This window comes from Pseudohaemophilus parahaemolyticus, assembly GCF_938021905.1.
Classification (GTDB): domain Bacteria; phylum Pseudomonadota; class Gammaproteobacteria; order Enterobacterales; family Pasteurellaceae; genus Haemophilus_A; species Haemophilus_A parahaemolyticus_B.
Map to the genome: position 1 here is coordinate 12617 of NZ_CALIFA010000063.1, position 19776 is coordinate 32392.

At 41.3% G+C, this 19776-nt stretch carries 24 protein-coding genes; 14 read left to right on the forward strand and 10 right to left on the reverse strand.

Annotated features, from left to right (window positions below; genetic code table 11):
• Positions 1–105: 105 nt before the first annotated feature.
• Together tldD and QMF79_RS06050 are read left to right on the forward strand one after the other, a co-directional pair.
• Positions 106–1566 (forward strand): metalloprotease TldD, encoded by a 1461-nt coding sequence (tldD, locus tag QMF79_RS06045; protein WP_281773119.1) that lies wholly within the window; start codon positions 106–108, stop codon positions 1564–1566.
• Positions 1567–1602: 36 nt separating this feature from the next.
• Entirely contained in the window at positions 1603–2034 is a 432-nt protein-coding gene (locus QMF79_RS06050) for a type II toxin-antitoxin system PemK/MazF family toxin (RefSeq protein ID WP_281773120.1), read from the forward strand.
• 159 nt (positions 2035–2193) lie between these two features.
• Here QMF79_RS06050 and QMF79_RS06055 read toward each other — a convergent pair whose 3' ends face one another.
• Positions 2194–2526: a branched-chain amino acid transporter permease gene (locus tag QMF79_RS06055; RefSeq protein ID WP_281773121.1), complete on the reverse strand. Its 333-nt coding sequence runs from the start codon at positions 2524–2526 to the stop codon at positions 2194–2196.
• Positions 2523–3275: an azaleucine resistance protein AzlC gene (gene azlC, locus QMF79_RS06060; protein ID WP_281773122.1), complete on the reverse strand. Its 753-nt coding sequence runs from the start codon at positions 3273–3275 to the stop codon at positions 2523–2525. The genes QMF79_RS06055 and azlC overlap by 4 nt, the downstream gene beginning before the upstream one ends.
• Positions 3276–3568: 293 nt before the next feature.
• Here azlC and prmA point away from each other — a divergent pair, with 293 nt between their 5' ends.
• Positions 3569–4450: a 50S ribosomal protein L11 methyltransferase gene (prmA, locus tag QMF79_RS06065; RefSeq protein ID WP_281773123.1), complete on the forward strand. Its 882-nt coding sequence runs from the start codon at positions 3569–3571 to the stop codon at positions 4448–4450.
• Between the two features lie 54 nt (positions 4451–4504).
• On the opposite strand, the gene QMF79_RS06070 is transcribed toward prmA, so the two are convergent.
• The 4 genes from QMF79_RS06070 to ulaR all read right to left on the reverse strand — a co-directional run bounded on the left by QMF79_RS06070 (position 4505) and on the right by ulaR (position 7692).
• Complete coding sequence (locus QMF79_RS06070) at positions 4505–5473, reverse strand: hypothetical protein (RefSeq protein WP_281773124.1); 969 nt, start codon at positions 5471–5473, stop codon at positions 4505–4507.
• Between the two features lie 217 nt (positions 5474–5690).
• Positions 5691–6284 (reverse strand): DMT family transporter, encoded by a 594-nt coding sequence (locus tag QMF79_RS06075; RefSeq protein WP_345739942.1) that lies wholly within the window; start codon positions 6282–6284, stop codon positions 5691–5693.
• Positions 6184–6513 carry a DMT family transporter gene (locus QMF79_RS06080; protein ID WP_281773125.1) on the reverse strand — a complete coding sequence of 110 codons (330 nt, stop codon included), beginning with the start codon at positions 6511–6513 and terminating at the stop codon, positions 6184–6186. Before QMF79_RS06080 ends, QMF79_RS06075 begins: the two co-directional genes overlap by 101 nt.
• 432 nt (positions 6514–6945) lie before the next feature.
• A complete protein-coding gene (gene ulaR / locus QMF79_RS06085; protein WP_281773126.1) occupies positions 6946–7692 on the reverse strand; it encodes an HTH-type transcriptional regulator UlaR in 747 nt (248 codons plus the stop codon).
• 761 nt (positions 7693–8453) lie between these two features.
• Here ulaR and QMF79_RS06090 point away from each other — a divergent pair.
• On the forward strand, positions 8454–10238 hold the full coding sequence (locus QMF79_RS06090; protein WP_281773127.1) for a PTS ascorbate-specific subunit IIBC: 1785 nt from the start codon (positions 8454–8456) through the stop codon (positions 10236–10238).
• A gap of 83 nt (positions 10239–10321) precedes the next feature.
• Positions 10322–10789, forward strand: coding sequence for a PTS sugar transporter subunit IIA (locus QMF79_RS06095; protein WP_281773128.1), 468 nt, complete (start codon positions 10322–10324; stop codon positions 10787–10789).
• Between the two features lie 162 nt (positions 10790–10951).
• Here QMF79_RS06095 and QMF79_RS06100 read toward each other — a convergent pair whose 3' ends face one another.
• The 3 genes from QMF79_RS06100 to QMF79_RS06110 are packed head-to-tail and all read right to left on the reverse strand — an operon-like array spanning position 10952 to position 12620.
• Positions 10952–11314: a CrcB family protein gene (locus QMF79_RS06100; protein ID WP_281773137.1), complete on the reverse strand. Its 363-nt coding sequence runs from the start codon at positions 11312–11314 to the stop codon at positions 10952–10954.
• A gap of 7 nt (positions 11315–11321) precedes the next feature.
• A complete protein-coding gene (locus tag QMF79_RS06105; RefSeq protein ID WP_281773138.1) occupies positions 11322–12386 on the reverse strand; it encodes an MFS transporter in 1065 nt (354 codons plus the stop codon).
• A 12-nt stretch (positions 12387–12398) separates the two neighbouring features.
• A complete protein-coding gene (locus QMF79_RS06110; protein ID WP_111428039.1) occupies positions 12399–12620 on the reverse strand; it encodes a SlyX family protein in 222 nt (73 codons plus the stop codon).
• A gap of 84 nt (positions 12621–12704) precedes the next feature.
• On the opposite strand from QMF79_RS06110, the gene fkpA reads away from it, so the two are divergent.
• The 5 genes from fkpA to tusB all read left to right on the forward strand — a co-directional run bounded on the left by fkpA (position 12705) and on the right by tusB (position 15188).
• On the forward strand, positions 12705–13421 hold the full coding sequence (fkpA, locus tag QMF79_RS06115; protein ID WP_040217635.1) for an FKBP-type peptidyl-prolyl cis-trans isomerase: 717 nt from the start codon (positions 12705–12707) through the stop codon (positions 13419–13421).
• An 88-nt stretch (positions 13422–13509) separates the two neighbouring features.
• Complete coding sequence (locus QMF79_RS06120) at positions 13510–14184, forward strand: helix-turn-helix transcriptional regulator (RefSeq protein ID WP_281773129.1); 675 nt, start codon at positions 13510–13512, stop codon at positions 14182–14184.
• Complete coding sequence (gene tusD, locus QMF79_RS06125; protein ID WP_281773130.1) at positions 14184–14537, forward strand: sulfurtransferase complex subunit TusD; 354 nt, start codon at positions 14184–14186, stop codon at positions 14535–14537. Before QMF79_RS06120 ends, tusD begins: the two co-directional genes overlap by 1 nt.
• A 1-nt stretch (position 14538) precedes the next feature.
• On the forward strand, positions 14539–14907 hold the full coding sequence (gene tusC / locus QMF79_RS06130) for a sulfurtransferase complex subunit TusC (RefSeq protein WP_281773131.1): 369 nt from the start codon (positions 14539–14541) through the stop codon (positions 14905–14907).
• A 14-nt stretch (positions 14908–14921) separates the two neighbouring features.
• The gene (gene tusB, locus QMF79_RS06135) at positions 14922–15188 is read left to right on the forward strand and encodes a sulfurtransferase complex subunit TusB (protein ID WP_111313402.1); all 267 of its coding nucleotides are present in this window, start codon (positions 14922–14924) and stop codon (positions 15186–15188) included.
• A gap of 1 nt (position 15189) precedes the next feature.
• On the opposite strand, the gene fmt is transcribed toward tusB, so the two are convergent.
• Entirely contained in the window at positions 15190–16143 is a 954-nt protein-coding gene (gene fmt / locus QMF79_RS06140) for a methionyl-tRNA formyltransferase (RefSeq protein ID WP_281773139.1), read from the reverse strand.
• A 318-nt stretch (positions 16144–16461) separates the two neighbouring features.
• On the opposite strand from fmt, the gene QMF79_RS06145 reads away from it, so the two are divergent.
• The 4 genes from QMF79_RS06145 (at position 16462) to mscL (ending at position 19573) form a co-directional block, all read left to right on the forward strand.
• Positions 16462–17070: a YigZ family protein gene (locus QMF79_RS06145; protein ID WP_281773132.1), complete on the forward strand. Its 609-nt coding sequence runs from the start codon at positions 16462–16464 to the stop codon at positions 17068–17070.
• A gap of 4 nt (positions 17071–17074) precedes the next feature.
• Entirely contained in the window at positions 17075–18547 is a 1473-nt protein-coding gene (locus QMF79_RS06150; RefSeq protein ID WP_281773133.1) for a TrkH family potassium uptake protein, read from the forward strand.
• Positions 18548–18549: 2 nt separating this feature from the next.
• Positions 18550–19080 (forward strand): menaquinone-dependent protoporphyrinogen IX dehydrogenase, encoded by a 531-nt coding sequence (gene hemG, locus QMF79_RS06155; RefSeq protein ID WP_281773134.1) that lies wholly within the window; start codon positions 18550–18552, stop codon positions 19078–19080.
• Positions 19081–19174: 94 nt separating this feature from the next.
• Positions 19175–19573, forward strand: coding sequence for a large-conductance mechanosensitive channel protein MscL (gene mscL / locus QMF79_RS06160; protein WP_281773135.1), 399 nt, complete (start codon positions 19175–19177; stop codon positions 19571–19573).
• Positions 19574–19776: the final 203 nt, after the last annotated feature.

Sequence of the window (19776 nt, forward strand, 5' to 3'; positions counted from 1 at the left end):
ATTACCCCATTAAGCGGTCGAATTTATGCTAAAATTCGCAAAATTTTATTTACTAGGATTTACTCTCTCCCACAAGGGGCGAGGGAAAATAATCAGGAACCCCCTATGTTAAAACAAGTCTCAGAAAGCTTGCTCGCACCAAGTGGCGTGGAGCTTTCACACCTTTCTCAAGTATTAGATCACTTCGCTAGCCGTCAAATTGACTATGCGGATCTCTATTTCCAACTCAGTCAAGATGAAAGTTGGGCGTTGGAAGATTCCATCATCAAAGAAGGTGGCTTTTATATCGACCGCGGCTTTGGCGTGCGTGCTGTTTCAGGCGAGAAAACGGGCTTTGCCTATGCTGACCAAATCGGCTTGAGCCAGCTCAATCAATGTGCAGAAGCGGCACGTTCTATCAGCAGCGAAAGCGGTCAATTATTGGTAAAAAATTTCAAAGAAACGACCGCTTGCCAGCGTTATGCAGCGATCAATCCGCTTGAAACTTTAAGCCGTGAGCAGAAAGTGGACTTACTGCATTTAGTGGATAAAGTGGCTCGTGCCGAAGATCCTCGAGTGGTGCAAGTGAATGCGAATGTATCGGCGATTTATGAAGAGATGTTAGTCGCTGCAACTGATGGCACGTTGGCGGCAGATATTCGCCCACTGGTGCGTTTGTCAGTATCGGTATTGGTGGAGGAAAATGGCAAGCGTGAACGTGGCTCATCAGGTATGGGCGGTCGCTATGGCTTAAATTTTTTCTTAGAGCCACACATCATCAATGGCGAAATGGTTGGCTATAACCGTGCGGAATATTTAGCGAAAGAAGCAGTGCGAATGGCGTTAGTGAACTTGGACGCAATGCCTGCTCCTGCCGGCACAATGCCGATTGTACTCGGTGCGGGTTGGCCAGGAATTTTACTCCACGAAGCAGTTGGACACGGACTGGAAGGTGATTTCAACCGTAAAGAATCCTCGTTGTTTACAGGCAAAATTGGTGAGTTAGTGACTTCACCACTTTGTACCATTGTTGATGACGGTACAATCCAGAATGCCCGCGGTTCAATGACGGTTGATGATGAAGGCGTACCTTCTCAACGTAATGTATTAATCGAAAACGGCATCTTGAAAGGCTATTTGCAGGACAAGCTCAATGCCCGTTTAATGGGCGTGGCTCCAACAGGCAACGGCAGACGTGAATCTTATGCCCACTTGCCAATGCCACGAATGACTAACACTTACCTCACCGAAGGCAACCATGAATTTGACGAGATGATCGAATCGGTAGAATACGGTATCTACGCCCCGCATTTCAGCGGCGGGCAGGTGGACATTACCTCGGGCAAATTCGTGTTCTCCACTGCAGAAGCCTACTTAATTGAGAAAGGCAAAATCACCAAACCTGTGACGGGTGCAACCTTAATCGGCAGTGGCATTGATGCGATGCAACAAGTTTCGATGGTCGGCAAAAAAATGGAAATCGACCCAGGGATCGGCACTTGCGGCAAAGAAGGGCAAAGCGTGCCAGTAGGTGTCGGACAACCAACGGTGAAATTGGATAAAATTACCGTGGGGGGAAGGGGGTAAGCAATCTCCAATCTATCGATAATATGGAAAATTAAGATGGCTATTAAACATCGTCCGAAAGTGGGCGAATTATTAGAATGTGATTTTGGAGTATGGGCTGATCCAGAAACGGTAAATGGACATATCAAGCCTGAGATGATTAAAAGGCGGCTGGTTGTTGTATTAAATGGTGATATTGATGGGCAAAGTGCGGTAGTTGTTCCTATTTCATCAACAAAAGCTTATGGCAGATTAGCTACATATCACGAATACTTAAGCCCTGATTTAATTCAAGAAACGGCATTCTATGAAAAACGAGATCGTTGGGCAAAAGCGGAACACACTCATTTTGTAAGTACAAAGAGGTTGTATTATATTTTTGACAAAGGTAAGAAATTAAGCCAAAAGTTGCCAAATGATGTGGTGGCGGAAATTCAGAAAAAAGTACTGATTGCGGTGAGTGGGAAAAGGATACTTGATACTCTATAACAGGAAATTGTACAACTGAAAGAGAAGTTGAATAATCAAGAATAAAGCCATATAATAAAGGCGTTCGGCATAGACCGCTTAATTTTTTATCGGCATAGACCGCTAAAGGAAAAAGGCAATGATAGTAATATCGTTGCCTTTTTCTTTTTATGTTCATCTCTATGAAACAAACACCTGCTGCACCAGCACCATATAAAACAGTGTGCCGACGGAAATGGAGAGGAACATATTCTTCTTCCAGAAATGTAACGCTAACACTAACGCACCTGCGATAAAGTCGGGCAAGCCGCGGTGTCCGGCGAAAATATCAATGTTTTTGTAGCAGTAGATCACCAACATTCCAAACATCGCGGCGGGCAGCACTTTGCCGAGGTAGCGGATATATTCGGGAATCGGGCGGTTGGCGGGGAAGAGCCAAAACGGCACCAAGCGGGTGATTTGCACCGCTAAAACGCAAAGCCCGATGGTAATGATGTGTTCGGTAACAGTCATTTGCTTTCCCCCAATTTTACCGTTTCAAGTTTTCTTGCCAGCTGTGGGCGGCGTAGGGTTAATATAACCCAAATGCCAATCAGTGTTGGAATTAGAAAATGCTCTTTCCCGACCATAATCAGCGATATAAACGCGATACCTAAGCCGAGCAACGAGCTTTCGTGCGATTTTTCTTTCAGCCAATTTTCCGCAAAAATGACCAAGAAAAGGGCAGTCATCGCAAATTCTACGCCTGCTAAATTCACAGGCAACATACCTCCGAAGAGGTTGCCGAGTGTAGCACCGATGACCCAATATAAGTGCAAATAGAAGGTTACGAAGAACATATACCAGCCTTTGTCGATGCCTGCGGGGATTTGTGCCATATAGTTGAGTGAGAAGGATTCATCGACCAGTCCGCTAATCAAATACCACCGTTTTTTGCCAAGATGTGCACCGTATTTTTCCAGCATTGAGATGGCGTAGAAAATCTGGCGACCGCTCACCATCAAAGCAATCAGAAATACGCTTAACGGCGAAAAAGGTGCGACTAACGCACCTGCGGCGATAAATTCGACCGAGCCTGCGTAGATGAGGAGTGCCATCAGCATAGGATATAACACACCAAAGCCGATTGCTTTCATATAAACCCCGTAGGCGATGCCTAGAAAGAGAAAACCTACGATCATCGGTGCACTATAAGGTAGCACTGCTTTTGCTGCAGATTTGATACGTTGAGCATGAGAAGGCTCAAGAGTTGTGGATTGCATAAAGATTATTTTTGAAATGAAATGGAGTGAAGATGATACACGAAAATGGCGTTGGGTGTAATGTGTTCGTATCGTTTCCTTTAAAAGTAAATTATAATGTAACGTTTTAACATCACTCTCTTATTATTTCCCTCCCTCCGTTCACGGAGGGAGGTGCCGAAGGCGGAGGGAGGGGAAACAAGCGGTTATTTTTCGCTAACATTTTGCAACTACGTTGCATTCCTCCCTCAGTCACTTCGTGACAGCTCCCTCCACAAGCAGAGGGAGCGAAGCTCTTAACAAAGGAACACAAAATGGCGTGGGTACAAATTCGTTTAAATAGTACAGATAAACAAGCTGAGCGAATCAGCGATTTTTTAACCGAAATTGGGGCGGTGTCGGTCACCTTTATGGATAGCCAAGATACCCCGATTTTTGAACCGCTTCCAGGCGAAACACGCTTGTGGGGCAATACCGATGTAGTCGGTTTATTCGATGCGGAAACCGATATGAGCGTGATTGTCGAGGCGTTGATTATCAGCCGTTTGGTCACACCAGATTTTGCCCACAAAATCGAGCAAATTGAAGATAAAGATTGGGAGCGTGAATGGATGGATAACTTCCACCCAATGCAGTTCGGCAAACGCTTGTGGATTTGCCCAAGCTGGCGTGAAGTGCCAGATCCAAATGCGGTGAATGTAATGTTAGACCCAGGCTTAGCGTTCGGCACAGGCACGCACCCGACCACAGCACTCTGCTTGCAATGGCTAGATGGCTTAGATTTAACGGGTAAAACGGTGATTGATTTCGGCTGCGGTTCGGGTATTCTCGCCATTGCTGCACTGAAACTGGGGGCGAAACGTGCGATTGGTATCGACATCGACCCGCAAGCAATTTTGGCTTCGACCAATAATGCTGAAGCGAATGGTGTGGCGGATCGCCTAGAGTTGTTCTTAGCTAAAGATCAGCCAGCAGATTTACAAGCGGATGTGGTGGTAGCGAACATTTTGGCGGGGCCGCTGAAGGAGTTAGCACCGAATATCATCACATTGGTGAAACCGCAAGGAGATTTAGGTTTGTCAGGTATTTTAACCACGCAAGCGGAATCGGTCTGCGAAGCGTATGCTCATGATTTTAACCTCGATCCTGTGGTGGAAAAAGAAGAGTGGTGCCGCATTACGGGTGTGAAGAAATAATAAAATCAGCGGTGAAATTTGCACTTTATTTTGCTAATTTCACCGCTTGCTGTTTTAAAACACTGCTTCCAAACGCATAAACCCGTTGAAGTAGTGCCCTCGATTATTATCTTTATCGTTATAAAGACTAATTTCAGGCTGAATAAAGAGCCATTTTCTTAAAATTGGTTGACGATAGGTAACAAAAGGCCCCCAAGTATTAAATTTTGAGCGGTCTTTATCGAATCGCCCACCGGTAAATATGCCATAACTTAGGGTTTTAAAACCAGAAAAAGTATGTTGACGGTAAAGGCTATTGCCCCAGCCTGTTTCTTCTTCCTTATTATGTGTATATTGCAAGAAAGTATGGTTCATAATAAAAGTGCTGTTGCTATCAATATAACGGTTTTCTAAGTTAGTTCGTAAATAGTGACGACTACGTGAGCCATAACGGTAAATTTGTTCGAGACGCGTGCTGAAATTTTCTGTCCATTCCTGTTTTTTGCTGATTCGCAAACGTCCAAATATATCTCCCATTGAGCGTAAACCCACATCAAAATCTGTTTTTACACCAAATTCTTTTGCGGCATTTGACCAACGCAAAGCCATTGATGCATTGTCATTTCTGGCTTGGCGAGCATCATAGTTGCGATTCCGTTCTAAATTTTCGTAGTTTTTCCCAATACGGTTTTTATCGCGGGATTGGTTCTCAATATCCTCATCCCCGAATACGACGCTCAAATGTTTTTTCAATACAGGTAATTTAATTTTACCGCGCACACGAGGTTTGTAAGTAAAGCGGCTGTAGCGGTTCCACTCCATATCCATCATTACGCGTAAGCTTGCTGAGGCGGGTTTGCTCTGGTCAGTTTCGCCTAACCAATCATTAATATTATTTGACCAACTGTGAAGCGATTGTTTAACTGTTTTATGTTGTTGATCTGCCCAAGTGTTTTCGGGCTCTTCTACATTACTTTGTTCGGCATAGGCGTAAAGGCTTATAGTTGCAATAAAGGCTGGGATTAGGTAGCGGGATCTGTTCATTGTGAATCTCTTTGATTGGTTGGAATATGAGAGATAATAATCCAAAACAGAGAGGGATTCAAAAGGATTAAAAGAAAAAGCGGTCTGATATGCAAAAACTTTTGCAAAATCGACCGCTTGTGATGATTGAATGATTGCCCGTAATACGCATTCGCACCGTGTGAGCAATTCAGATTGTATTAAGTTGATTTGCGGAAGGTTTCTACCACCGTTTCTATTAATTTTTCTTAGGTAGAACTAAACATACAGCAGCAGATAAAATCACTAATGCTACGCCAACCCAAGATGTGATAGATAAGCTATCATTTAGTAAAATAATCGAAAACAAAACACCAAAAACAGGCTCTAATGCGAGAAATATTCCGCTTTTATTTGTTTCTGTTTCCGATAATCCTTTATTCCAAGCCCAGTTTGCAAATAAACTACAGCCTATACCTAAATAAAGTAATGCTATTATTGAAGAGTATGAGAAATTGATATTCCAGTTTTTTACTAATAACAACATAAAAGGTAAACCGATTAACGTTCCTAATTGCAACGATAATGCGGTATAAACTTTAGGATTTAAATTACCTAATACGGATTTTGATAATCTTAGCCATAATGCAACAACAATTGTTGAAGCGAGGACTAATAAGCAGCCAACTAATAAAAATACGCCAATAAATGCAATTATTCCTAATAACCAAATAGTTAAAGAGGCTTTTTCTTTAAAAAAAAGCTGACCAATTAAAATAACCATCAAGGGTTCTATACCGATCATAGTGGCTGCACTTGAAGCTGACGTATATTGCAAACCAATAAATTGCAATAAGAATGTGGCTGGGTAAGTTAAAAATCCTAATAAAGCAATTTTTTTTCCAATCTACATCTGATTTACTATTCTTTTTTATAAATCTCAATGTAATAGGGAATAAAATAACTCCCGCAATAATCAACCTAAATAAAACAACTAATGCAGGATCTAATGTTTCATAGGCAAATTTGCCTGCAATAAAAGATGTTCCCCATAAGAATGAAGCAAGTAAGAGATAAATCATATTATTTGCCCTCTTTATTTTCTAAAATGAGTAATTTTCTTTATAGTTAATATGAATAACTTTTGAATGATTATACATTTTAAATTCTACTCTATTAGTCAAAAATTTGTTCTGATAAATTCTTTAATGGTATCTAAAGATGCTACATCACTGGTGAAAAGTGACTTGTAAAATAGGAATGATTGGAGAAGTTCCAGTACTTAAAACAACATTGCTAGCATAAAACTTTTTTGAAGTTCCTTCATTATTAAGATGAGAAACAACCGACTGCAAGTATTGCTCAAATTCCCATCTCTTTGTGAATTTAAAATCTGCAATCGTATATTCCTCTAATCACAGGTTAAACAAAAATTTAACTTATTTTTAACTATATCAACACTAATACTTTAAACAAATCAGAACAGTATAATTTATAATAGAAAAAGTCTATTTTTAGACTAACACCACTTCTAGCCCTTTCGTTCTCAGGGCTTGAATTATCACTAGATCAGCCTCTCTGCCTGTAATTAATACATCAATTTCGTTTAGCTTGCTAAATAACATTCCGACTTGTTTGCCCAATTTGGTACTATCGACTAACGCAATAAATTTGTGTGCCTTGCGAGCAAGGGCTTGTTCGGAGTTGGCTAAAATCATATCGGTTTTATATAAGCCTTCTGGGGTAAAACCTTTTCCGCTAGTGAACATCACATCCGCAAAATAGTTATTTTCGTGCTGATTGTTTAAGGATAATGTGATTCGTTCATTGCGGTTATATTGCCCGCCCATAATTACTAAATTCTCGTGATTGTGCTCAATTAAGTAGTTTGCAAGCGGTAGAAAATTGGTGATGATTTGCAAATGTTTGCCGCAGAGTTGGTTGCCCAGTAATTGTATTGTTGAACCTGCGGTTAAAATTACGCTTGCACCATCAAAACAGTATTTACTTGCTGCTTCGGCAATACGCTGTTTTTCGCTGACATTATTGATTTGGCTAGAAAAATATCGCCCTGTGTTTGATTCAATCGCCTTCGCCCCGTTACGAACTTTATGCAATTTGCCTTGTTCGTGCAGTTTGTTTATGTCACGGCGTGCTGTAGCGGGGGAAATTTCAAGTAAATCAATAATCTCGTTGGTAGATAGCATCTTTTTTTCTTCCAGTAACGAAAGTAATTGTTTATGTCTATATATTTCGTTCATTGGCAATCCTTTTGTTGTGGTGTTTAATCAATGAACTGTAACTTTATTTTTACCTATACTTTCCTCTCTCCGTTTACGGAAAGAATGAATTGAGGTAAGGAATGTTTTTACAATATTGATTTAAACTGAAGATTTAGTGCTTGTTAGAAGCTATCATTGAAACTGTGTGGGTGGTGATTTTACCGTGTTTAGCAAATAGGATTGAAAGAATCCAACTTTCGTAAGTGATTTCATTAACGTTCATCATAGTGTGCTCATCGCTGTATTCAATTACGGAAAATCTAATCATTTTAAATCATAAATAGTCAAAAAAATTTGTAAAATGCTTTTGATTGATTTTGTGATCTAATTCTCATTTTTAATGTATTCAGACGAAACGAGATTCTATCTGCTTGGACTTGAAAAAAAGGAGGGTTCGTTATATATTGAGAAGTGGAAAGGTGGTAGAGCTTGCCCCACTACCTTTAATTTTTAGATAAGTTTATCAGGCTCGTGCCTCAGATTGACTTAATAATTATCTTATTATAAAAGTCATAGTTTATTGAACATTGTGACTTTTTATTTTCTTCATTTGCAAAAAATCGCTTATATCCTACCGCTTGAAAAATAAAATGTGGTCAACCCTAAAAATAATCAAAAATAATCTTTATTTATCAAAAAAGGTGGTTGTCGTGCAGCCATTACATCTATTTTGCTGAATGATACTCTCACTCAACAGCGTCTTTTTGACGTAATTTGATTTTAAAATAAAAGGTTCTCTTATGGAAATGCTCAGTGATATTCTGGTCTTTTTAAAAGATCAGGTGTTAAATAAAGCACCTTTCTTACTTGGTATTGTTGCCTGCTTGGGCTACATTCTGCTTAAAAAAGATTCCACTACTATTATTAAAGGCACCATCAAAACCATTGTAGGTTTTATGCTTGTGCAAGCAGGTTCTGGCTTCTTGGTCAACAACTTTAAACCAGTGATTGAAGGTTTATCGAAATTCCACCACTTAACTGGTGCGGTGATTGACCCATACACCAGTATGCAAGCGACCATTCAAACGATGGCGGATAACTATGCGTGGGTGGGGTATGCAGTAATCGGTGCATTGTTGCTTAACATCTTATTAGTGGTGTTCAGAAAATTCACTGGTATTCGTACTATTATGCTGACAGGTCACATTATGTTCCAACAAACAGGTTTGGTGGCGGTGTTCTATATGATCATCGGTGCATCAATGTGGGAAACGGTGATTTATACCTCGGTGTTAATGGCTCTCTATTGGGGCATCTCTTCTAACATTATGTATAAACCAACCCAAGCAGTAACAGTCGGGGCAGGTTTCTCAATTGGTCACCAACAACAAATCGCGTCTTGGATTGCAACTAAATTAGCACCAAAACTCGGTGATAAAAACGACTCTGTTGACCATATGAAATTACCGAAATGGTTACACATCTTCCACGACAGTATCTCTGCAACCGCATTGGTAATGACCATCTTCTTCGGTATTATTCTTCTCTCATTCGGTTTAGACAACCTCCAACAAATGGCGGGCAAAACCCACTGGTCTATGTACATTCTTGAAATGGGCTTGAAATTTGCGGTAGCGATTCAAATCATCGTAACGGGTGTGCGTATGTTCGTGGCGGAATTGTCTGAAGCCTTCAAAGGTATCTCTGAACGCTTAATTCCAAACTCAGTTCTCGCGATTGACTGTGCGGCAATCTACGCTTTCTCACCAAATGCGATGGTATTCGGCTTTATGTGGGGTGCGATTGGTCAATTCGTTGCCGTGGGCATGTTGCTCGGCTTTAGCTCACCAATCTTAATCATCCCAGGCTTCATCCCAATGTTCTTCTCTAACGCAACCATCGGTGTGTTCGCAAACCAATTCGGTGGCTGGAAAGCGGTAATGAAAATCTGTTTCGTGATGGGTATGATTGAAGTGTTCGGCTCTGCGTGGGTAATCCAAATGCTTGCCAGCCAAGGCACCACTTTCAACGGCTGGATGGGTATGGCTGACTGGGCGCTATTCTTCCCACCAATCCTACAAGGTATAATCAGCGTACCAGGCTTCTTCTTCGTGATTGTTGCCCTTGCATTAGTTTATATGTTCTTTGCCTCACGCCAATTACGTGCTGAAGAAGCAGAAGCGAAAGCCAAAGGTTTAACCCTTGATCAATTAGATGGCTACGGCTTAGACCAAGCACAAGCAAAAACAGAACAAGCGGTCGAAAAAGCGGAAAGTTCTGCAAATATTGATGCAAAACCTGTGCGTATTCTTGCAGTGTGCGGTTCAGGTCAAGGCTCATCAATGATGATGAAAATGAAAATTAAACAATACCTTGATAAACGAGGCATTCCAAACGTAATGGACTCTTGCGCAGTTACCGACCACAAAGGTAAAGTTTCAGGCGTGGACATCATCGTTTGCTCAAAACACTTACAAGATGAAATCGTCCAAGAAGGTCGCGTCTCTGTGCTAGGTGTACAAAATATGCTGAACCCTAACACCTTCGGTGAAGAACTCTTGACGTTGATTAAAAAATATCAATAAATTTTAACTCTATCTCTTCGCTCCATCCGTGAACGGAAGAAGCGAAGCGGTTGCCCTAGGCTCAAAAAAGAAAAGGACACTCTATGTTAAAAGAATCCCTCATTGAAAATCACTCCATCGCCCTCAACCAAACCGCTGTTTCTTGGCAAGAAGCCATCAAAATCGGCACAGACTTACTCGTTAAAGCGGGCACTATCGAACCTCGCTACTACGACCACATCATCAGCAACATCGAAAAAATGGGACCTTACATCATTCTAGCCCCAGGCTTAGCCATGCCACATGCTCGCCCAGAAGAGGGTGTGATCAAAGCCTCTTTTGCATTGGTCACATTAAAAGAGCCAGTGACTTTTGAAGGCGAAGACGAACCTGTGAGTGTATTCATTATCCTCGCAGGCAGCGATTCTGACCGTCACATGGAAGGCTTAATGGAAATTACCCAAGTGCTAGACGACGAAGAGAGTGAAACTGGTGTGAACCTCGACAAAGTCCTCGCCTGCAAAACCGCAGAAGATGTGTATGTGATGATTGATGCGGCATTAAATGCGTAAAGCGATGAAAGAAGATCGTATCCATAATGATGTTCAGGTATCGATTTTTAGGTGGTTGTAAAAGCGATTTAAGAGCTTTTGCAACAATTTTGTCTACTATGCCAATAAAACCGCTTTCAAGCGGTTTTGTTTTATCTTAGATTTACAAATTACTCTATAAAATCAACCGCTTACCGCCGTTCTAGTAAGAATAATTCCCATCACAGTCAATAAAATTCCACCGACCAAATGCAATCCTAACGTTAAACTAAATTCCAACCATTTTCCTGTTAAGAGTTTCTCGCTTAATTCGGCAGAAAAGCTAGAAAAAGTGGTGAAACTGCCAAGAAATCCCGTGATAATTAGTAATTTCTGCTGATCGTGCAGCGATAATCCCATTGCAATCCCAATCAACAAACAGCCCGTCCAGTTGGCAATAAGTGTGCCGAAAGCGAAACTGGTAAAAATCGGGTTAAGCCATAAACTGAGCAGCCAGCGGGCGATAGCACCCGTTACAGCACCGACGGAAATCAGTAATACATTCATCATTGCGTTACACTAAAAACAGATGAGGAACGAGGTTCATTACTCCCACCGTTGCAATTGAAAGTAGCAAGCGAGAAGCCCCGAAAATAAAGCCTCGATGCGTACCGTTGTCGAATTTTACCAGCAGATTTGCCATTGCCGTGAGAGCATAAACCTCAATGACAGTGAAAATTACTAAGTAAAGATAAGCAGTGTAAATTGACAAATAATGTAAAGTCAAAAACCACGGAACGACAATCCCGACCGACAAAATTGGGGCAACCCAAGCGGTCTGTTTTGGAGTGAGGTTAATTTTGCGTGAAAAAGTGCTTTGCAAAAGCACAGTTAATAAACCATTCACAAATAGTGCAATGGGCGAATGTTCTGGCAAACCGAGTTTATTGTCGAACAAAAACGGGAAAATCACGAAAAAAGAAGTTGTAATTGAGAGCGGGATAAAGAGCATCAAATGCACAAAGAGAAAATCTTTGGTCATAATGTCACGGATTTGCGAAAAGCGAAATTTCACCAATTTTTGTACCGATTGTATTTGTGAAAACGGCTTAATCATCATCACAAACAAAATCGCTTCAATTGCAAAGCACGCCCAAATGAGAGCATTGATGTGATCGTACTTAATAAACGGAATCACCAAAAGCGGGGCACCCATTGAAGACATTGATGTGACTTTGAGATATTTGCCTTGTAGACGTGTTTTCTCAGCATATTCATCGCCCGCAATTGCGAGTAAACAGGCTTTGGCGTTCGTACCAAATAAGCAACTCCCTAGACCAAAACAGGTGGTGGCAAGTAGTAAGAGAAAGTAGTGATCTGCCGAGAGGAAAAAGATGTAAGCAAGCACATCTAAAAAGCAGCCAAGCAACATCATTTTGGCAAGCCCGAAGCGATCGCCCCAGATGCCTGCAAAAATAGCAAGTGCTTGATTGCAGAAAAAGAGCAACGAGAGCGAAAAAGCGATTTCGCTGTTGCTTAGTCCTTTTTTCTGAAGGTAGATAAAAAAGACCGTTTGCATTGAAAAGAATGCCAATGTGGAGAAAAATCGGCGAATCAAGAGAAGTTTTTGTAGGTACAGCATAAATTAAGATTAGTAGTGCGGCGGTGGTGTTTCTTCTTCGCGAGAAGCCACGTTGCTTGCCGAGATGCCTTTGAATTTTTCCGCCAAATGGCGAACTTGGGTTTGGAGTTTATCAAGGGCGAATTGTTGATCGATCAAAGCTTGATTTAATTCTTCGATCGTTATTTCTTGAAAGGAAACTTTGGTTTCAAGTTCTTCAATTCTGTTAAATAATTCAAGATTTGAGGGCATTTTTAATAAAAAAGGTTGTCATAAAAAGAAATACACTTTACCCTATTGGGCTATATCTTACCAATCTTTTATGAGGAATATAGGATGTTAAACAAAAAATTTACTTTAGTTGCAACATTAATGGCAACATTGGTTGCAGGTTCTGTGATGGCAGAGCAAAAAGCGGATAAAAAATTCGTGGATGATTCATCATACGCAGTCGGTGTGTTGATGGGTAAAAATATCGAAGGGATTGTGGAATCTCAAAAAGCGGTTTTCACTTATAACCAAGATAAAATCTTAGCAGGTGTGCAAGATACCTTGAAAAAAACAGGTAAATTGACCGATGAAGATTTACAAAATCAGTTGAAAGCATTAGATAGCTATCTCTCTTCACAAGAGCAAAAAATTCAAGCGGAAAAATCAAAAGCAACGATTGAGGAAGGTGATAAATTCCGTGCAGAATATGCAAAAACAGCAGGCGTGAAAAAAACTGATTCGGGCTTATTATATAAAATTGAAAAAGCAGGCGAAGGGGCAAGCCCAAGCAAAACGGATATGGTCAAAGTGCACTATAAAGGCACATTACCTGATGGCACGGTATTTGACAGCTCATACGACCGTAATGCACCTGTGGAATTCCAATTAAATCAACTGATTCCAGGTTGGATCGAAGCAATCCCAATGTTGAAAAAAGGTGGTAAAATGGAAATCGTCGTTCCACCTGCATTAGGTTATGGTGATCGTTCGGCAGGTAAAATCCCTGCGAATTCAACCTTAAAATTTGAGATTGAATTGTTGGATTTTAAACCAGCTAAATAATTAGGTAATGTGTAGGGTGGGCTTTTAGCCCACCATTTTTATTTGCATATCAACAGTTAATCGGTGGGATACCCCACCCTACAATCAAATGAGCACTTTCACCCCCTACACCGATGAAGATCATGCTATTCTCGCCTCTTACTTCCCCGTGATTGACGGTATTGCTGCACTCTTGGGCGAACATTGCGAAATCGTGTTACATTCGCTCGAATTTCTTGAACATTCCGCTATTTACGTGGTAAACGGACACAACACTGACCGCAAAATCGGCTCGCCATTAACCGACAAAGCTCTACGCTCGTTACATAATATGCAAACCGACAGCGTCTCCAAACCGTATTTCACACGTGGTAAAGGTGGGGGCGTATTGATGAAATCGGTCACTATCGCTATTCGAAATCGCAAACAGCACGTGATAGGATTTATTTGCATCAATATGAACTTGGATGTGCCGACCTCGCAATTCTTAAACGCCTTCTTCCCACCGCACGAGGAAAACGATACTTCCGTTAATTTCGCTAGCTCAGTCGAAGATCTGGTGGCTCAAACCATCGATCGTACTATTGAAGAGGTAATGAGCGATCGCACGGTTGCCAACAACAATAAAAATCGTCAAATCGTGGTGTCGCTGTTTGAGAAAGGGATTTTTGATATTAAAGAGGCAATCAACCAAGTCGCAGAGCGGTTGGATATTTCCCGTCACACGGTTTACCTTTACATCCGTCAAATTAAGCAAGGTGCAGAAGAGAAAGGAAGCGAATAATGCAGTATGTTTTAGCAATAAAAGGCGAAGTGTATGGCTCACAAGCGGCGTATTTAGCCTATCAATTTGCAGAGCAGTTATTAGCTAGTGGACACGAAATACGCCAGATTTTCTTTTTCCAAAACGGTGTAAGCAATGCGAATATGTTGGTCAATCCCGCAAGCGATGAAGTGAATTTAGTGGAACATTGGAAAAAATTGGCAGAAAATCACCGCTTGTCGTTGCATCTCTGCATCTCTGCTGCACAACGCCGCGGCATTGTTGAAGAGAACCTTGCCAAGCCTTTTATTCTGGCAGGCTTGGGAGAATTCAGCCAAGCCGTGCTCAAAGCCGATAGATTACTGACCTTTTAAAATGAAATATAAATTAGCGATTTTATTTATCCAACCACCTTTTGGCACAAGCATTAGCCGTGAAGGGTTGGATGCCTTGCTTGCCGCCAGTGCATTTTGCGAGGAAGAACAGCTTGCGATCTGTTTCCTCAACGATGGCGTATTCAATTTGATTGCCCACCAACAGCCTGGATTGTTGCTTCAAAAAGATCATATTGCCACTTTCAAATTGATTGAGCTTTACGATTTGACGGAATGTTTTATCTGCAAAGAAAGCCTTGTTGAACGCGGATTAGATAATGCAGAGCTTGTGCTTAAAGAAGCTCAAAAAGTGAGCAAAAACAGACTGTTTGAAGTGTTACATCAAGCCGAAAAAGTGCTGACGTTTTAACAGTGAGGAGATAAATGCTTTATACACTATCCAAAGCCCAATACGACAAGCAAGAACTTACCACCTTGCTTGCCCAACTACAACCGACCGACGCCCTACTTTTATGGCAAGATGGCGTGTTGCAAGCGGTTAAAAATCCGCAACTTTTTGCAAATCGCGAGAACGTATTTGCTCTCACTCAAGATCTGCAAGCCAGAAATCTAACCGTAACCGTAGAAACTATTTCCCTTGAACAAGCAGTGAGATTGACCGAGGGGTTTTATCCGCAGGTGAGTTTATAGCTTAAGCCAACAGTTCACCCACCTTAAACCAATCTGCTCGTCCGTTTAAGAAATCTTGCACTGACATTGGTTTTTTGCCCTGTGGTTGAAGTTGGGTGATGTTTAATACGCCATCTTGAGTGGCAATTTGCAAGCCCGTTTTATCAAAAGCAATTACGGTGCCGAGTGCTTTTTCTTGGTGTGGTAACACATTGGCTTGATAGATTTTTACTCGTTCTTCATTGCCATTCACGTTTACCGTTAAAAATGCAATTGGGGCTGGATTGAAGGCTCGAATATTGCGTTCCAACTGACAAGCAGGCAAATTCCAGTCTAATTTTGCTTCTTCTTTAGTGAGCTTTTCCGCATAGTTTGCCAAATTGTCATCTTGTTTTTTAGGTTTAAATTGTTGGTTTTCTAATCCGTTTAACACTTCGAGTAACGCTGGCGGGGCAAGCTCGGCAAGCTTTTGATAAAGTGAAGCTGAGGTTTCAGTCGGTAAAATATCGGTATACACTTTGTGCAACATATCGCCTGTGTCTAAACCGATGTCCATCTGCATAATGGTTACGCCTGTTTGGCTATCACCTGCCCAAATCGCACGTTGAATAGGGGCTGCACCTCGCCAACGTGGAAGGATTGAACCGTGCACGTTCAAACAGCCATATTTAGGTGCATTTAACACCGCTTCAGGCAGAATCAAACCATAAGCAACCACCACCATCACATCCGCATTTAAGGCTTTAAGCTCTGCTTGCACTTCTTCTTTACGCAACGATTTCGGCTGATAAATAGGAATATTGTGCGTTTCGGCAAGTTGTTTGACGGGGCTAGCTTGTAGTTTTTTACCTCGGCCCGCAGGTTTGTCGGGTTGGGTGTAAACGGCGATGACGTTGTGTTCTGAATTAAGCAAGGCTTGTAGATGTTGGGCGGCGAAATCAGGAGTGCCCGCAAAGATAATATTGAGTTTTGACATAATCGAATAAAGTAGATGAATGATGGGGGATTTTAGCAGAAAATAGAGTAATTTCTTCGTTTTTTCTTCTGCCAAATCTCCCCTACCCCTCTTTGCTAAAGAGGGGATTAGATCACAGTAAATTTAAATTTTGCTTTTTTACTTTAACATTATAAAAATGTAAATGAGTCAGATAAATTTTATTTAATAAAGAAATATCCCCTCTTTAGCAAAGAGGGGTAGGGGAGATTTGGCAGCAGTAATTAACGAAGAAATTAAGCAATATAATTAAGCTTTTTTTGCTAAAATACGCCCAATTTGTTGCAATAAGAGAACAGAATGGAATTTTTTATCCCAAAATCGGAGGCGATTTTTGAGGAAGAGATCAAAAAAAGCCGATTTATAACCTACCTTCGCCACACGGAAGGGATGGAGCAATCCAAGGCATTTTTAGCGGAGATAAAAGCCTTGCATCCGTCTGCTCGTCATTGGTGTTGGGCAACGGTAGCAGGAATGCCTACAGACTCGCAACAATACGGTTTTTTGGACGATGGCGAGCCTTCTGGCACAGCAGGAAAGCCGATGTTAAGTTATTTGCTTGGTTCAGGCTTGGGCGAAATTACTGCTGTGGTAGTGCGTTATTATGGTGGTATTTTACTGGGTACAGGCGGGCTAGTTAAGGCTTATGGTAATGGTGTGCAACAGGCACTGTTGAAACTTGAAACAATTCGTAAAGTATTGCGAGAAAATTACCGCTTGCAGTGTGAATATGAGCAATTTAATACGATCAGTCACTTGTTGCAAGATTGGGATATTGAGATACTCGAACAGCAATTTAGTGAGAAAATCGTACTTCGTTGGGCGGTAAATCCTGCTCAAGTTGAGCAAATTCAAGACTCGCTTACGCAACGTTTTGCGGGGCGGTTAGTGTTAGAGAAAGAAGAGTAATAAGGTGCAGTTTTTAACGATTATTCGCATTGTTGGCGTGTTAGTAATGAGCTTTTCGCTCACGATGCTGTTGCCTGCGGTGGTTGCCTTAATTTACGGCGACGGCGGTGGACGTGAGTTCTTAGAATCCTTTGCGCTTACGTTTGCAGTAGGGGCAACTCTTTGGTGGTTCTGTCGAGATTACAAAGATCAATTACGCTCCCGCGAGGGGTTTCTGATTGTAGTGCTATTCTGGATCGTATTGGGCAGCCTTGGGGCTGTGCCGTTCATCCTGCTGGAACACCCAGATTTGAATTTCAGCGAGTCGATTTTTGAGTCTTTTTCAGGGCTAACAACCACGGGGGCAACGGTCATTACGGGATTAGACGAACTCCCTAAAGCGATATTGTTCTACCGCCAATTTTTGCAATGGCTAGGTGGAATGGGGATCATTGTGTTGGCAATTGCGATTATTCCAATGATGGGTTTGGGTAAGCTTTATCGAGCGGAAATGCCAGGTCCACTCAAAGATGAGCGAATGCAACCGAGGATTGCAGAAGTAGCCAAAATGTTGTGGCAAATTTATCTTTCGCTCACGATTTTATGTGGTTTGGCGTATTGGTTAGCGGGTATGACCCCCTTTGATGCGATTTCACACAGCTTTGCAACCATTTCGATTGGTGGATTTTCAACTCATGATGCGAGCATCGGTTATTTTAATAGCACCACGATTAACTATATCACGGTCTTTTTCTTACTGATTTCGTCGTGTAACTTCGCTTTGCATTTTACCTTGTTTAGCCAGTTGAAAGACCCGAAAGAGAAACGTAAAAGTACAGTGTTGCAACGTCTTTATTGGCGAGATTATGAATTTCGCTCCTTTATGTTTATCCAAATTGCTCTGTTTTTAATTTGTGTGATAGTGCTGGTATTCCACCAATATTTCAACAGGACAACCATTGATCAAGTATTGTTTGAAGCGGTGTCGATTTCTACCACTGCAGGTTTTGGGGTAACAGATTTCAGCCAATGGCCATCATTTTTACCGACCTTGCTTATTTTAGCCTCTTTTGTTGGCGGTTGTGCAGGTTCAACAGGTGGAGGATTGAAGGTTATTCGTGTGTTATTGCTCTATTTGCAAATGAATCGAGAAATTCACCGCTTTGTACACCCGAATGCAGTAAAACCGATTAAGCTTGGCAAATCAGTGCTTTCTGACCGTATCGAAGAGGGAATTTGGGCGTTTTTCTCTGCTTATATTTTTGTCTTTATTCTTTGTTGGCTGATGGCAATTTTATGCGGAATGCAGTCGTTCGATGCTTTCAACGCAGTATTAGCAAGCCTGAATAACCTTGGTCCCGCATTGGGTAGCGTGAGCACCAACTTCACCCAAGTGCCAGACAGCGCAAAATGGGTAATGACCTTTGCGATGGTGTGTGGGCGTTTGGAAGTGTTTACCTTGCTCGTGATTTTAAGCCCTGTTTTTTGGAAAGATTAACAATGAAAACCCTGATTTTATATTTTACGACCGATGGTCAAACCAAGAAGATTGCTGACAAACTAGCCGCACAAATCAGCCACGAAGTGGACGTGATTTCCCTACAAGATCAAGCGGTCGATTTTGCTGAAAAATTAGCAAATGCCGACCAAATTGTGATTGGTGCGTCGATTCGTTACGGGCATTTTAACCCGTTAGTGTACCGCTTTGTAGCAGAACACCAAGTGGTGTTAAATCAGAAGAAATCCGCATTTTTCAGTGTAAATTTAACCGCTCGTAAACCGAACCGCAGAACAGCAGAGAGTAACACTTACGTGCGAAAATTCCTTGCTAAAATTGCGTGGCAGCCAAACTATGTAGAAGTAATTGCTGGTGCGTTGCTTTACCCACGTTATAAATTCTTTGATCGCATGATGATTCAGTTCATTATGAAGCTGACTAAAGGTGAAACAGATGCTAGCAAAGAGTATGAATTTACCGATTGGGCTCAGGTGGAACAGTTCGGGAAGCTGTTGGATTTGGGGCTAAAGTAAAGAGATGTAAATTTTCTATCTAAAAATGAGATTATGCGTATAATCGCCCGCGTGTCCACAATCGTGGGCGATTTTTTATTTTAAGGAAAACAAAATGAGCATTTTAAAAGAGTTTCGTGAATTTGCGGTAAAAGGCAATGTAGTCGACATGGCAGTCGGTGTGATCATCGGTGGTGCGTTTGGTAAAATCGTTTCATCATTAGTAAGTGATGTGATTATGCCACCTATCGGTTGGATCATCGGTGGCGTGGATTTCAAAGATTTAGCAATCGAAATTGCACCTGCAAAAGAAGGTGCGGAAGCCGTAATGTTGAAATACGGTGCGTTCATTCAAAACGTGTTTGATTTCTTAATTATCGCAATTGCGGTATTTGCGATGGTGAAAATTATCAACTCACTTAAAAAAGCCCCAGAGCCAGAGCCAGAAAAAACACCAGAGCCAACGGCTGAAGAAAAATTATTGACTGAAATTCGTGATTTATTGAAAAAATAATTGCGATAAATAAAGAAAAAATAACCGCTTGTAGAGTGAATCTGCAAGCGGTTTTTTTATAGGTATATTGAACAAAATATCTGGTACATTTAAGTGATCGGAGTTCTTAAAATGGTAATGTATTCAATTTACTATAAAAAATGAGAATCGTTAATATTTGGTTAATTTTATGTTTAATTTTAAAGCTAAATGGAAATTTTTAT

What these genes read in the sequence shown, in the direction of transcription:
- tldD (WP_281773119.1), top strand. Translation starts at nt 106, where the DNA reads ATGTTAAAACAAGTCTCAGAAAGCTTGCTCGCACCAAGTGGCGTGGAG.
- QMF79_RS06050 (WP_281773120.1), top strand. Translation starts at nt 1,603, where the DNA reads ATGGCTATTAAACATCGTCCGAAAGTGGGCGAATTATTAGAATGTGAT.
- QMF79_RS06055 (WP_281773121.1), bottom strand. Translation starts at nt 2,526, where the DNA reads ATGACTGTTACCGAACACATCATTACCATCGGGCTTTGCGTTTTAGCG.
- azlC (WP_281773122.1), bottom strand. Translation starts at nt 3,275, where the DNA reads ATGCAATCCACAACTCTTGAGCCTTCTCATGCTCAACGTATCAAATCT.
- prmA (WP_281773123.1), top strand. Translation starts at nt 3,569, where the DNA reads ATGGCGTGGGTACAAATTCGTTTAAATAGTACAGATAAACAAGCTGAG.
- QMF79_RS06070 (WP_281773124.1), bottom strand. Translation starts at nt 5,473, where the DNA reads ATGAACAGATCCCGCTACCTAATCCCAGCCTTTATTGCAACTATAAGC.
- QMF79_RS06080 (WP_281773125.1), bottom strand. Translation starts at nt 6,513, where the DNA reads ATGATTTATCTCTTACTTGCTTCATTCTTATGGGGAACATCTTTTATT.
- ulaR (WP_281773126.1), bottom strand. Translation starts at nt 7,692, where the DNA reads ATGAACGAAATATATAGACATAAACAATTACTTTCGTTACTGGAAGAA.
- QMF79_RS06090 (WP_281773127.1), top strand. Translation starts at nt 8,454, where the DNA reads ATGGAAATGCTCAGTGATATTCTGGTCTTTTTAAAAGATCAGGTGTTA.
- QMF79_RS06095 (WP_281773128.1), top strand. Translation starts at nt 10,322, where the DNA reads ATGTTAAAAGAATCCCTCATTGAAAATCACTCCATCGCCCTCAACCAA.
- QMF79_RS06100 (WP_281773137.1), bottom strand. Translation starts at nt 11,314, where the DNA reads ATGAATGTATTACTGATTTCCGTCGGTGCTGTAACGGGTGCTATCGCC.
- QMF79_RS06110 (WP_111428039.1), bottom strand. Translation starts at nt 12,620, where the DNA reads ATGCCCTCAAATCTTGAATTATTTAACAGAATTGAAGAACTTGAAACC.
- fkpA (WP_040217635.1), top strand. Translation starts at nt 12,705, where the DNA reads ATGTTAAACAAAAAATTTACTTTAGTTGCAACATTAATGGCAACATTG.
- QMF79_RS06120 (WP_281773129.1), top strand. Translation starts at nt 13,510, where the DNA reads ATGAGCACTTTCACCCCCTACACCGATGAAGATCATGCTATTCTCGCC.
- tusD (WP_281773130.1), top strand. Translation starts at nt 14,184, where the DNA reads ATGCAGTATGTTTTAGCAATAAAAGGCGAAGTGTATGGCTCACAAGCG.
- tusC (WP_281773131.1), top strand. Translation starts at nt 14,539, where the DNA reads ATGAAATATAAATTAGCGATTTTATTTATCCAACCACCTTTTGGCACA.
- tusB (WP_111313402.1), top strand. Translation starts at nt 14,922, where the DNA reads ATGCTTTATACACTATCCAAAGCCCAATACGACAAGCAAGAACTTACC.
- fmt (WP_281773139.1), bottom strand. Translation starts at nt 16,143, where the DNA reads ATGTCAAAACTCAATATTATCTTTGCGGGCACTCCTGATTTCGCCGCC.
- QMF79_RS06145 (WP_281773132.1), top strand. Translation starts at nt 16,462, where the DNA reads ATGGAATTTTTTATCCCAAAATCGGAGGCGATTTTTGAGGAAGAGATC.
- hemG (WP_281773134.1), top strand. Translation starts at nt 18,550, where the DNA reads ATGAAAACCCTGATTTTATATTTTACGACCGATGGTCAAACCAAGAAG.
- mscL (WP_281773135.1), top strand. Translation starts at nt 19,175, where the DNA reads ATGAGCATTTTAAAAGAGTTTCGTGAATTTGCGGTAAAAGGCAATGTA.